Origin of the sequence: Gloeocapsopsis sp. IPPAS B-1203 (assembly GCF_002749975.1) — a bacterium.
GTDB lineage: Bacteria > Cyanobacteriota > Cyanobacteriia > Cyanobacteriales > Chroococcidiopsidaceae > Gloeocapsopsis.
Window position 1 is genome coordinate 49,593 of the sequence record NZ_PEIG01000001.1, and the last position, 12,168, is coordinate 61,760.

11 protein-coding genes and 2 pseudogenes are annotated in these 12,168 nt (G+C 41.8%); 8 read left to right on the forward strand and 5 right to left on the reverse strand.

Annotated elements, in window-relative coordinates; translation table 11 throughout:
- Positions 1 to 19 precede the first annotated feature (19 nt).
- Complete coding sequence (locus CSQ79_RS00245; protein WP_099699746.1) at positions 20 to 1,093, reverse strand: ABC transporter permease; 1,074 nt, start codon at positions 1,091 to 1,093, stop codon at positions 20 to 22.
- Positions 1,094 to 1,207: 114 nt separating this feature from the next.
- On the reverse strand, positions 1,208 to 2,383 hold the full coding sequence (locus CSQ79_RS00250) for a BMP family ABC transporter substrate-binding protein (RefSeq protein ID WP_099699218.1): 1,176 nt from the start codon (positions 2,381 to 2,383) through the stop codon (positions 1,208 to 1,210).
- Between the two features lie 421 nt (positions 2,384 to 2,804).
- On the opposite strand from CSQ79_RS00250, the gene CSQ79_RS00255 reads away from it, so the two are divergent.
- Positions 2,805 to 6,404 (forward strand): WD40 domain-containing protein, encoded by a 3,600-nt coding sequence (locus CSQ79_RS00255; RefSeq protein ID WP_289500096.1) that lies wholly within the window; start codon positions 2,805 to 2,807, stop codon positions 6,402 to 6,404.
- A gap of 11 nt (positions 6,405 to 6,415) precedes the next feature.
- Here CSQ79_RS00255 and CSQ79_RS00260 read toward each other — a convergent pair whose 3' ends face one another.
- Positions 6,416 to 6,628, reverse strand: coding sequence for a hypothetical protein (locus CSQ79_RS00260; protein WP_099699219.1), 213 nt, complete (start codon positions 6,626 to 6,628; stop codon positions 6,416 to 6,418).
- Between the two features lie 377 nt (positions 6,629 to 7,005).
- Between CSQ79_RS00260 and CSQ79_RS26980 the strand changes: the two genes are divergently transcribed.
- The 7 genes and pseudogenes from CSQ79_RS26980 to CSQ79_RS00290 form a co-directional block, all read left to right on the forward strand.
- A complete protein-coding gene (locus CSQ79_RS26980) occupies positions 7,006 to 7,191 on the forward strand; it encodes a hypothetical protein (protein ID WP_143755397.1) in 186 nt (61 codons plus the stop codon).
- A pseudogene (locus tag CSQ79_RS00265) lies at positions 7,154 to 7,378 on the forward strand (SPFH domain-containing protein); the annotation flags it as partial. The gene CSQ79_RS26980 and the pseudogene CSQ79_RS00265, both read left to right, overlap by 38 nt.
- On the forward strand, positions 7,375 to 7,563 hold the full coding sequence (locus tag CSQ79_RS00270) for a type II toxin-antitoxin system antitoxin (RefSeq protein WP_099699220.1): 189 nt from the start codon (positions 7,375 to 7,377) through the stop codon (positions 7,561 to 7,563). The pseudogene CSQ79_RS00265 and the gene CSQ79_RS00270, both read left to right, overlap by 4 nt.
- Positions 7,564 to 7,884: 321 nt before the next feature.
- Entirely contained in the window at positions 7,885 to 9,048 is a 1,164-nt protein-coding gene (gene hemH, locus CSQ79_RS00275; RefSeq protein WP_099699221.1) for a ferrochelatase, read from the forward strand.
- Between the two features lie 359 nt (positions 9,049 to 9,407).
- The gene (locus tag CSQ79_RS00280; protein ID WP_099699222.1) at positions 9,408 to 9,722 is read left to right on the forward strand and encodes a nucleotidyltransferase family protein; all 315 of its coding nucleotides are present in this window, start codon (positions 9,408 to 9,410) and stop codon (positions 9,720 to 9,722) included.
- Positions 9,703 to 10,047, forward strand: a complete 345-nt coding sequence (locus CSQ79_RS00285) for a HepT-like ribonuclease domain-containing protein (protein WP_099699223.1) — start codon at positions 9,703 to 9,705, stop codon at positions 10,045 to 10,047. The genes CSQ79_RS00280 and CSQ79_RS00285 overlap by 20 nt, the downstream gene beginning before the upstream one ends.
- A 112-nt stretch (positions 10,048 to 10,159) precedes the next feature.
- Positions 10,160 to 10,660 (forward strand): annotated as a pseudogene (locus CSQ79_RS00290) (ferrochelatase); the annotation flags it as partial.
- A 14-nt stretch (positions 10,661 to 10,674) separates the two neighbouring features.
- On the opposite strand, the gene CSQ79_RS00295 reads toward CSQ79_RS00290, so the two are convergent.
- Both CSQ79_RS00295 and CSQ79_RS00300 read right to left on the reverse strand, forming a co-directional pair.
- Positions 10,675 to 11,526: an SDR family oxidoreductase gene (locus tag CSQ79_RS00295; protein WP_099699224.1), complete on the reverse strand. Its 852-nt coding sequence runs from the start codon at positions 11,524 to 11,526 to the stop codon at positions 10,675 to 10,677.
- On the reverse strand, positions 11,523 to 12,056 hold the full coding sequence (locus CSQ79_RS00300) for a DUF4126 domain-containing protein (RefSeq protein WP_099699225.1): 534 nt from the start codon (positions 12,054 to 12,056) through the stop codon (positions 11,523 to 11,525). The genes CSQ79_RS00295 and CSQ79_RS00300 overlap by 4 nt, the downstream gene beginning before the upstream one ends.
- Positions 12,057 to 12,168 lie beyond the last annotated feature (112 nt).

Below are 12,168 nucleotides of genomic sequence, written 5' to 3' on the forward strand. Positions count from 1 at the left end.
GGGGAAAGGGTTTACAACGCTACACCGTCACTGCTGAACTGCGTTTGACTTGTGACTCCTTAAAAAACTTGCCGTAGAGTGATTCACTAAACAGAACGATTAAGAATACTAAACCTTGAAACACAAGAACTGTGGCATCAGGGAGATCGTGCGATCGCTGTAAACTTCCGCCACTAGCAAGTATTCCACCGAGTAAAATAGCAACTAAGGTTGCAGCTAAAGGATTATGTCGGGCAATAAAGGCAACTAAAATGCCACTATATCCGTAATTTGCATTTAAAGACTCATTGGCACGTCCGTGGACTGCGGCAACTTCAACCATACCTGCTAATCCAGCACAAGAACCTGCTAAAAAGCAAATCATCATTGTTAGTTTCCCGACAGGAAGCCCTGCAATACGGGCAGCGCGGATATTTCCACCTGCAACACGTGCTGCAAAACCAAATGTTGTCCGTTGAATTAAGAGATAGGCAACAACACAAGCAACGAGTCCGTAGATTAAACCGTAGTGAACGCGAGTTCCTGGAATGTCTCCCAACATATTAATCGCTGCGATTGGGTAGCTAGAGGGTTTATTCAGCGAACTAGGATCGCGCATAGGTCCGCCGACAAGATGATTTAAAAGAGCGATCGCAATATAATTCAACAGCAGACTACTAATTGTTTCATTCACACCGCGATAATGCCGTAATGCACCTACAGCCCCAATCCATAATCCCCCACAGAGAATTGCTGCGATCGCCATAGCAATTTGGACAACAGTCGGTGGTGCGGTTGACAGGGTTAATCCTGCAGCGACAGCCCCTAAACCACCGACAACAATCGCGCCTTCATTACCAATAATGATTAATCCTAAACGTGCCGGAAGTGCGGTACACAAAGAACTTAGCATCAAAGGAGCAGCCCGCAGTAAAGTATTCTGAAACGCCCGCCAACTGCCAAATGCTGAGCGATAAATTGAGGCATAAACACCAAAAGGATCGACACCAGCCAACGCACAAAAAATGCCAAATAGTAATAACGAAAATAGTAATGCAGCTAGTGGTATACAAATTGCTTCGAGTGTGCTGTGCCATTTGTGATGGTTAATCATAATTTTGGTAACTGGTAATTGGTCATTGGTCATTGAAAATGAGCGAGAAAAAAATACTACAATCGATACTGGTTAGTGGTTCTATCCCATTACCTATTACCGATTACCCATTACCTAACTACTCACATTTCCCACAACACCCGTGACTAACCAATTCATCTTTTCTAATTCTTGATCTTGCTGCTGAAAATCTTTACCAGCAGGGATAACAACTCTTCCCGTGTTATCTTTCATTTCTCCTCGGTAAACAATCATGCTACCATCCATAAATTCAGCTTTGGCAGCATCCGCGCCTTGCCTAGCATCTGCACTGACAGCATTACCGTAGGGCGACAACTTCAAAAAACCATCTTGCAAGCCACCGCGCACGAGATGAGGAATTCCTCCATTCATTAGCGTTTTACCTTCGCGAATCATCTCTACATAATTTGTGTAAACTTGCGTCCAATCCCACTCAGCACCTGTAAGATATCCTTTGGGTGCTAGCTCTGCTTGATTAGCATGGTAGCCGCTACAAAAAATACCGCGCTTTTCTGCAGTTTCCATGACGACTTTAGGACTGTCTACATGGCAAGTTACGACGTCAATGCCTTGATCTGCCATACTATTTGTCGCTTCTGCTTCTCTAACAGGTAATGCCCAATCTCCTGTAAAAATAACTTGCGTCGTTATTTTTGGATTGACGCTACGCGCTCCTAGTGTAAAGCTATTAATGTTACGCAAAACTTGGGGTATGGGTTTTGCAGCAACAAATCCTAATCTCCCTGTTTGCGAAGTGTGTCCGGCGACAACACCAGCGACATACTGCGCTTCATCTATGTAACCAAAATAGCTACCTACATTATCAGGATGTACGCCTTCTTGGTAAAGTCCCCCGCAGTGAAGAAATTGGACTTCGGGGTATTCTTGGGCAATTTTGAGAATATGTGGATCGTAGTAGCCAAAAGATGTTGGAAACAAAACAGTAACGCCGTCTTCCTCAATCATATTCCGCATTGATTCTTCTACTGCGGTTGTTTCGGGTACATTGGCTTCATCAACAACCGTCACACCTGGTAATTTAGCAATTCCTGCTGCACCTTCTGCATGAGCTTGATTGTATCCATAGTCATCTTTAGGACCAACATAAATAAAGCCAACAACAAGATTATCTCCGCCACCAGTTGCAGTTGCTTGCGTTTCTGGAGTTGGCGAACATCCAGTTCCTAGTTTGGCAGTTACTCCAAATGCAGTTGTTGCTAAAAGCCCACGCACAACTTGACGACGAGATAAATAAATTTTTTTACTCACTCTAACTCTCCTTCATGAAAGGATCGTGGATGAAGCTTGCCAGCGAAAAATTGCTTTCTTCTTTGTTAGGAGAGCTTATCAGCCTTTATTGGTGAAGGAAATACGAAAAAGTTCGCTAAAGGTTCGTTCAAAGTGCGAGGAATGTTGTCCAAGTAACAAAGGTCAGGTTAAGAAAACCCTAAAATTTGTATTGACAAAACTGCTGTAAGTATTACCAGGGATAGATGCTAGCAACTGATAATTGTTGATGAGGCGGACATTACACAACTATCCAAGTAGGAACTTCAGCACAACTAGGAATAATATACCTGCATATTGACGAAATGAAAACTGCATCAAAAATTACTTTTGCCAATTCTTGACACCAATTTAAAAAAATGCTGGTGTTCTCCACTCTCCTGAAGCCCTTCTACTTCCCTACATGTACAAAACAATTCTGGGTATGAATAGTGATGAAGCACTAGCGATTGTTGAAAAAGCTTTAGCTGAAGAACCTTTAAGTAAGTTACAAGCATCTGTATTTCGCTATGCATGGGAAGAACAACCATATCAAGAAATTGCTAAAGAACTCGGTTATGAGGTTGGCTATCTCAAACAAACAGGTTCACAATTATGGCAAGTTCTCAGTCGCGCTTTTGGTGAAAAAGTCTCTAAAAGCAATGTACAGTTAGTCCTTAAGCGTAAAGCAAGAGAGTTTGTTGATAGTCACTCTTCACAGCCTAAAAGTTCTATTCAAAATCCTCAATGTGATTGGGGTAATTCTCCTGATGTTTCTATCTTTTACGGGAGAAATGTAGAATTAGCAACATTGGAACAGTGGATTATCGGCGATCGCTGTCGTTGGATTGGCTTGTTTGGAATGGGCGGAATTGGCAAAACCTGTCTCGCAGTAAAGTTAGCCCATGAAATTCACAGTCATTTTGATTACATCATCTGGCGGAGTCTGCGGAATGCACCACCGATTTTAGACTTATTGGCAGATTTAATTCAATTTCTGTCGCAGCAACACGAAACTGATTTACCAAATACCCTTGATGGTTGCATTCTACGTTTATTACACTACTTGCGCGCTCATCGTTGTTTACTGATTTTCGATAATGGCGAGACAGTGATGCGATCGCCTAAGAGTGATGATTACAATCAGCTACTTAAATGTATTGCTCAAACTCTTCATCAAAGCACATTAATTCTCACAAGTCGCGAAAAGCCAAGCCCAATCGCGGTGGAAGAAGGAGAACTTTTACCTGTGCGATCGCTGCAGCTTTCAGGTTTAAATGAAAGTGCTATTAAGAAAATCTTTCACACTAAAGGGGATTTTACTGCGTCACATCCAGAATGGAAACTATTAATTGACCATTATGCAGGTAATCCTTTAGCTTTAAAAATTGTTGCTGCAGGTATTCAGATTTTTTTTGATAGTAGTATTAGCAACTTTTTAGAACTCCTGCCCCAAGGTACTATCCTTTTTAAGGACATCAGAAATTTATTAGCAAGTCAAATCAATCATTTGCCAGAATTAGAACAACATATTCTGTACTGGTTAGCAATTAACCGAGAACCTGTAACTTTATCGGAACTCAAAACAGATATCATTCCCCAGATAGCTTTAGGTGAATTATTAGATGCGATCGCTGCTTTAGAAAGAAAATGCCTAATTGATAAAGTTGCACCTACGTTCATTGAAAACGGTCGATTTACGCTCCAGCCTGTAGTCATGGAATATGTAACCGATCGCTTAATTCATCAATTTTGTGAAGAAATTACTCATAAAAATCTACATTGTTTTAATTCGCACGCGCTTGTTAAGGTAACAACAAAAGATTATGTACGCGAAACACAAAAACGCCTCATACTTCAACCAATTACAGATAAATTAATTAGTAATAGTAGTCAAGCAAAGCTAGAAACAAAATTTCAAAAAATTCTTTGTGAGTTGCGTGAGACTCAACAAACAACTGGTTACGCAGGTGGCAACATACTCAATATACTTTGCTATCTACAAATTAATCTTAGTGGTTGGGATTTTTCACAAATTAGTATTTGCCAAGCTTACCTATGTCGCAGTAATTTACAACAAGTTAATTTCACCTCAGCAAACTTTGCTAAATCTGTTTTTACTGATACCTTTAGTCAAGTTTTATCGGTTGCTTTTAGTCCTGATGGTAAGTTACTCGCGACAGGCGATGTCAACCATGAGATTCACGTCTGGCAAGTTGCTGATGGAAAGATACTTACTTCTTGTAAAGTCGATGCAGGTTGGTTGTGGTGTGTTGCTTTTAGTCCAAATGGTCGCTGGTTAGCAAGTGGTGCTAATTGCACCGTAAATTTGTGGGATGTACAGACAGGAGAATGCATTAAATCATTTCCAGGATACACTGACCGCGTATTTTCTGTTGCTTTTAGTCCTGATGGACATTTTTTAGCAAGTGGTAGTGAAGACCGTTTAGTACGAGTTTGGGATGTCAAAACTGGTGAATTATTGCATACTTTTGCCGGACATACCGATGAAGTGCGTTCGGTTGCTTTTGCACCACAACATTATGCACACAGTCGTCAAGGAATGTTGTTAGCTAGCGGTAGTTTTGATGGTACTGTGCGTGTTTGGAATCTTAATACAGGCGAGTTGCAAATTGTAGAACATCAACAAAAGGTGTGGTGTGTCGCTTTTAGTCCAGATGGTCGTATCATCGCAAGTGGCAGTAGCGATCGCACAATTAAACTTTGGGATATCAGAACCAGAACAAATATTAAAACTCTAACAGGTCACTCGCAGCAAATTCGCACCGTTGCGTTTAGTCGTGATGGACAAACCCTTGCCAGTGGCAGTGACGATCAATCAGTACGCTTATGGAACTATCATACAGGCGAAGTCTTACGAGTACTTAAAGGACATACTAGTTGGATATCAGCTGTCGTATTTAGTCCCAATACCTACCTATTAGCTAGCAGTAGTGAAGATCGATCCGTGCGTTTGTGGGATAGCCGGACTAATTTTTGTCTCAAGACTTTACAAGGACATAGCAATGGCGTTTGGTGTGTTGCTTTCAGTCCCGATGGTACTCAACTTGCAAGTGGAACCCAGGATCGCTTAATTCGCTTCTGGGATACAACCACAGGTAAACAGTTAACTAGCTTACAAGGACATACCGGCTGGATTTGGTCAGTTGCGTTCCATCCTGATGGAAATATCTTGGCGAGTGGTAGCGAAGACCGCACAATTAGATTATGGGATACTCAGACACGACAACATCTAGCAACGCTCAAAGGACACGCTGATGCGGTGTTTGCCGTCATATTTAGCCCTGATGGTAAAACACTGTTTAGTGGTAGTCTAGACGGTACTATCAAAATTTGGAATATACCTCAAGCGTCTCAGCAAACTTGGCAAGGACATCGCGGCGGTGTGTGGTCAATTGCTTTAAGCTTAGATGGAACGCTACTAGCAAGTGGTAGTCAAGATCAAACGATTAAACTTTGGGATATTAAAACAGGTTGCTGCATTAAAACGCTATCTGGACATACGAGTTGGATTCGTGCGTGTGCCATAAGTCGCGATCGCCAATATCTTGTCAGTGGTAGTGCTGACGGCGTGATTAAAGTTTGGCAAATCGAAACAGGGCAATGCATTCAAACGCTACAAGCGCATCAGGGTCCAGTATTATCAATTGTTTTTGAGCCTAGTGGCGAGAACTTTGCAACGTGTGGTACTGATGCAACAATCAAACTTTGGCAGTGGCATCCTGCCTGTACAACTTTAAAGACTCTACACGGACATAGTAAATGGGTTAGGTTCCTAGCTTATAACTCAGATGGACTTCTTGCAAGTTGTAGTCAAGACGAAACAATTAAGCTTTGGAATTTTAAGGGCGATCGCAATGTCAGCCACAAAACACTACAAGTTCCTAGACCTTATGAGGGCATGAATATTACAAATGTTCAAGGTTTAACTTCTGCAACTATAACTACACTAAAAATGCTTGGTGCTGTTGATTCAAATACTACAATAAAATCGATAGATTAGTAGAATCAGGATTATATTCTACCTGCCCAATCTTTTCCACCAGGAAGTTGAATTAATATCTCGTTAATTACTGTAGATAACTCTTTTTGCGAGTAATCGTATGTCAGTGTTAGCAGCAGAATTGCTTGTCTACTCATTCCCTCAAGCTCATCTACAATTGCTAAAGCATCTGCGTAACGTCCTTCTAAAATACTCTTTTTAAGGTCTATAAGTTCCTGCGTCATGTTGACTGCCTGCAAAACTCACAACTTATTGCCTAAAAGCATTTTCATTGTATTTCATTTTAACTTGGCAAATGAATTCGCCGCTGAATAAACCCTGTTCACCTCCGTGAACTACAAATAATATCGTTTCACTTTAAAGTTGCGACATCTGGGCAGCAGAGGAAGCAGAGGGGCAGAGGAGAACTTATTTGTAGTTGTCATATTGTGAAATGGTATAAGGCATGCTCTACCTCTTCAAAACTCTTCTTTTTAGTGTGTCTCGTCAGCTTTGTTTTGATAGACCCGACTTCAGTCGCAAGGTATCTACAATTTATATTTTATCATTTTAATATAATCATGATATCATCCTGATAACAATTACAGCATAGAGGTGACTCATGGAGCCGATAAGAGAAGTTCCAGCGTTTAAGGTTAGTGGATTTGTTGCCTTGGGCGTGGTTTTAGCCTTAGCGATCGCTAGCATATGGCAACTTTGGTCAGGAATACATGAGTTAACAGCAGTTTTGGGTAGAGATCTTAGAATTAATGATGCTACGTCGTCAACAAGCAAGCGCAATTATTGATGCCCGCAGGCAATTAGTTGAAGGTGCAGTTGGTATGGTAAACGAAGCGCTTAAGCGATTGAGCGAACAACAAATTATAGAATTAGATGAAGAACGTAAAGCGAGTATGATCAACAATTTACTCGTTGTTTTAACCTCAGACCAGAACGCTCAACCTGTGGTAAACACTGGTAGTTTGTATTCATGAGCCGGAAAAAAAGGTTTTTACTGCGATTGGATCACAGGCTTTATGAGGTCATGGAAAAATGGTCTGCTGATGAGCTAAGAAGTGTCAACGCTCAGATCGAGTATTTGCTGAAAGAAGCAGCACGTAAATCAGGAAGATGGCAAGAGGGCAAGCATCGCAATACTGATTCTCATAAGGAAGAATAAGGCTTCTTCCTCTTTTTCTTGCTTTGTACTCGATACCAAGTATACTTATTTAAGAATCTTTATCAATAACTGTTGTACTAAGTTCCACTTAGTACTTAAATCAAGTGTTAAACCTTGTAAAGGCAATTAATTAAAATATGCTATGTCAACCTACACTTAAAAGCATAAAGACACGCTACGCTATCCTACAGTGGCTAATGGCGGAGCTATGACATTACAAGATTTTAGAATCATCTTTGTCAGGCGGAAATAATACAATAAATAAACATATATTGTTAAACTTAGTAACAAAGCTGAAAACACTGGGGTATTGTAACGGCTATGGGTCGAATTGGGGTACTATTACTCAATCTAGGTGGACCGGATCAACTAGAAGATGTCGGACCGTTTTTGTTTAACTTGTTTTCTGACCCAGAAATCATTCGTCTTCCCTTTCCTTGGTTACAAAAACCCCTAGCTTGGTTTATTTCTACTCGGCGAACGAAGCTGTCGCAAGAAAACTACCGCCAAATTGGAGGTGGTTCACCGCTACGTCAGATCACCGACGAACAAGCCGCAGCATTGGAAACACAGTTACGCAACCAAGGACACGAAGCCAAAGTATACGTCGGGATGCGTTATTGGCATCCATTTACTGAAGAGGCGATCGCCCGCATCAAACGCGATACTATCGAACGCTTAGTAATATTACCTTTATATCCTCAATTTTCAATCAGTACCAGTGGTTCTAGTTTCCGGTTACTACAAAGACTGTGGCAAGAAGATCCGAAACTTGAAAAAATTGAATACACTGTGATTCCTTCTTGGTATAAGCAGCCAGGATATTTGCAAGCAATGGCGCAGTTAATCGCCCAAGAACTCGATCAGTTTCCTAACCCTGATGCAGTTCACGTCTTTTTCAGTGCACATGGTGTACCCAAAAGCTATGTTGAAGAAGCAGGCGATCCTTATCAACAGGAAATTGAAGAGTGTACTGAATTAATTATGCAGACGCTCAATCGACCTAATGCCCATACGCTAGCTTATCAAAGTCGTGTTGGCCCTGTAGAGTGGTTGCAACCTTACACAGAAGATGCACTCAAGGAACTTGGCGCGCAAGGTGTAGAAAACATCGCAGTTGTTCCAATTAGCTTTGTTTCTGAACACATTGAGACACTGCAAGAAATCGATATTGAGTATCGTGAAGTAGCAGAAGAAGCAGGAATTCATCACTTTTGCCGCGTTCCCGCACTAAACACTCACCCTGTATTTATTCAGGCGATGGTTGACTTGGTAGAAGAAGCGGTGAAGAACCCCAGCCTGAAGCTGTCGCAAGTGACTCAAATGAAGAAGAAAGTCAGAATGTACCCACAGGAACGTTGGGAGTGGGGGATGACGACGACAGCAGAAGTCTGGAACGGGCGTTTAGCGATGTTAGGCTTTTTAGCGTTAGTGATTGAGTTGATTACAGGACGCGGGTTACTACACTTTGTCGGAATTCTATAAAACTTTGTGTTGGATCATCCATAACCACGCCTGCTATTGGAGAGCTTGCCAACTGCATAATCCAGCCTTTCTGTCTAGCCCTGTTTACTCTGGTAGCAGGGTGTCGAGGATTTCTAGTGATTGGCTACAAGTAACAGAAGTCTTTTGTTAGGGCGTAGTTGGGATATTGTTGGTAGAGTGCGATCGCACTACTAAATTGTAGTGTGTATAAGTTTACAATTTTGTAAGCGTTCACGGCGTCTAACAAGTCACTGCACCGGAACGCCCTAACCTGTTGCTGAGTTGTAAAGATTATCTGCGTTCGGTGAGTTCATGAGGTTGTGATAGACTCGGCATCAGACAAGTAGTTTGTGCGAGCAATGCCTGTAGAAACAAAAGCTCAAGTAATATCTCTGCTTCAAGAATATCAACAGGAATTACATCGCTTTGGAGTTAGACGTTGTGGTGTTTTTGGTTCATTCGCGCGTGACACTGCAATCCACGATCAAAGCGATGTCGATATTTTGGTTGCTTTTGAGCCAGACCAGAAGACTTTTGATAACTTTATACACCTATCCTTTTTTCTAGAAAATCTTTTTGGCAGAGCAGTTGATCTCATCACTGTTGAGTCACTAAGTCCCTACATTGGTCCGCATATTTTGGATGAGGTGGAGTATGTCTCCCTCGGCTCGTGAGTATTTACAACACATTCTTGATGAAACAACCTACATCATGACGAGTTCAACGAGTTTAGACAAAACGCAATTTGTGCAAGATGAAACGCTCAAGCGTGCTTACGTTCGTAGTATTGAAGTAATTGGCGAAGCTGTCAAACAGTTACCAGATGGGTTGCGTCAAAAATACAATGCTATCGAATGGCGGGCTATGGCAGGAATGCGCGATCGATTGATCCACAACTATTTCGGCGTTGATTATGACATTGTTTGGGATGTTGTAATTAATAAAATCCCTGGATTGGACGCTGAAATCAAGCTAATTCTCAAGCAAGAATATTCATAGATTGAGGTATGGTGCTGAATACAGAAGGAAGAGTGTTTGCGGCACAGCCCAACAACCCCAATCCACCCGACCTGTAAGAGTTTGAGATTATCTGCCGCCGCTGAACACGACCATTATGCAGACGCTCAATCGACCTAATGCCCATACGCTAGCTTATCAAAGTCGTGTTGGCCCTGTAGAATGGTTGCAACCTTACACAGAAGATGCACTCAAAGAACTGGGTGCGCAAGGTGTAGAAAACATCGCAGTTGTTCCAATTAGCTTTTCTGAACACATTGAGACACTGCAAGAAATCGATATTGAGTATCGTGAAGTAGCAGAAGAAGCAGGAATTCATCACTTTTGCCGCGTTCCCGCACTGAACACTCACCCTGTATTTATTCAGGCGATGGTTGACTTGGTAGAAGAAGCGGTGAAGAACCCCAGCCTGAAGCTGTCGCAAGTGACTCAAATGAAGAAGAAAGTCAGAATGTACCCACAGGAACGTTGGGAGTGGGGGATGACGACGACAGCAGAAGTCTGGAACGGGCGTTTAGCGATGTTAGGCTTTTTAGCGTTAGTGATTGAGTTGATTACAGGACGCGGGTTACTACACTTTGTCGGAATTCTATAAGACTTTGTGTTGTCTTACCAACATTCTCGATAATCTGCGATAAACTGCTGCATCCGAATCGGTTTACGATGTAAAATCTGCTCGACATCTTTAGTAACTGTTGCTGCAAGTCCTAACCGCGCTGTTGTGTAGATGGCAATCATGACAGCAATAAACGGAAAGGTTAGACCTCGTTGAGACATTCTGATAAAAAATTGGAGAATAGACGGGTTAGTATAAATAACTGATTTGCCAAGTACCTTGGTGAAAAGCTCCGCGACTTGATAGTAGTCTAGTGCTTCATCTCCAGTTAGTGCATACGCTTGGTTATCGTGCCCAGATTCAGTTAATGCTTTTACCGCGACAGCGGCAATATCGCGCACGTCAACAAAACTTGTCTTACCTTTACCTGCGGGAATAAATATTTCATTGTGTTTGATATCCTCTTGATGCGTAGTGCTGAGGTTTTGCATAAAGAAACTAGCCCGCAAAAATGTGTAGGATACGCCGACTGATTTGATATATGACTCAATCTTCGCGTGAGGAACAATGAGGTTATCTTCTGCGCCTAGCAAAGATAAAAAAACAATATGTTGAACGCCCGCTACTATAGCTGCATCAATTGCAGGGTTGATATATCGTTTGACTTGTGCGATCGCCGGAGGACGTACTAGAAAAAGTTTGCTAACACCCTGTAATGCAGGACTCAATGTATTGTGCTGCTGAAAGTCAAAAATGACGTACTCCACTTGAGAAGTTAATGTATCATCAACATTTTTTAAATTTCGTACCGCAGCTTTGATGTGATACCCTTCATGGTAGAGCAAGCGCACCACTTCACGACCGACATTACCAGTTGCACCTGTAACTAAGATTTTACGATTCATTGTTGTTTGTACCAGCGGTGTAGATTTCTCATACTACGCACTGCTATCAATAACGATATCAAGGCGATTAAGCCTCCAACTTGCGGTGCATTCACTGCTAAAAAGATTAGGAGAATACACAAAGCATCTTGCAAAAAAGCAACCCACAAAGGAAAACCGCGTAGGTGGTAAAACCAACCAGCTTGGACGAGTTGTAATACAAAGGCAAGTAACGCGCCAACAGCACCAAATAACCAATTTGGAAGTGACGCGCCAGTTGTTACACTCACAGCTAAGATTGCACCCACAAACGGACTAAATAGGAGTTGGACTAATTGTAAAAGTCGCTGACTTAACCGTTGTTTACTACCAACAAGTTCGATTAAAGAGCCACTAATTAATAAACTCGCGATCGCAACTGAAGGAATATACGTAAGTAGTGGTAAGCCTAAGGAAAAATCATCATGCAAGACAGCCACAATCAACAAGGGCACGGCAATACGCATACTAGCTGCCGCTGCCGCAGATAGTGCGGCTAAAAGTTCGAGCATGAGGACAAACGCAAGTAGTAATTAGTAACTAGTAACTGGTAATTGGTCATTAAAATAGCAATTAGTTATTGGCTATTAGCTTTTTTAGGCTAAATACTAACAGAAGAAGTGC

Excerpts from the sequence above, each read along its gene's own strand:
- CSQ79_RS00245 (WP_099699746.1), bottom strand. The coding sequence starts at position 1,093 with ATGATTAACCATCACAAATGGCACAGCACACTCGAAGCAATTTGTATA.
- CSQ79_RS00255 (WP_289500096.1), top strand. The coding sequence starts at position 2,805 with ATGTACAAAACAATTCTGGGTATGAATAGTGATGAAGCACTAGCGATT.
- CSQ79_RS00260 (WP_099699219.1), bottom strand. The coding sequence starts at position 6,628 with ATGACGCAGGAACTTATAGACCTTAAAAAGAGTATTTTAGAAGGACGT.
- CSQ79_RS26980 (WP_143755397.1), top strand. The coding sequence starts at position 7,006 with ATGGAGCCGATAAGAGAAGTTCCAGCGTTTAAGGTTAGTGGATTTGTT.
- CSQ79_RS00270 (WP_099699220.1), top strand. The coding sequence starts at position 7,375 with ATGAGCCGGAAAAAAAGGTTTTTACTGCGATTGGATCACAGGCTTTAT.
- hemH (WP_099699221.1), top strand. The coding sequence starts at position 7,885 with ATGGGTCGAATTGGGGTACTATTACTCAATCTAGGTGGACCGGATCAA.
- CSQ79_RS00280 (WP_099699222.1), top strand. The coding sequence starts at position 9,408 with ATGCCTGTAGAAACAAAAGCTCAAGTAATATCTCTGCTTCAAGAATAT.
- CSQ79_RS00285 (WP_099699223.1), top strand. The coding sequence starts at position 9,703 with ATGTCTCCCTCGGCTCGTGAGTATTTACAACACATTCTTGATGAAACA.
- CSQ79_RS00295 (WP_099699224.1), bottom strand. The coding sequence starts at position 11,526 with ATGAATCGTAAAATCTTAGTTACAGGTGCAACTGGTAATGTCGGTCGT.
- CSQ79_RS00300 (WP_099699225.1), bottom strand. The coding sequence starts at position 12,056 with ATGCTCGAACTTTTAGCCGCACTATCTGCGGCAGCGGCAGCTAGTATG.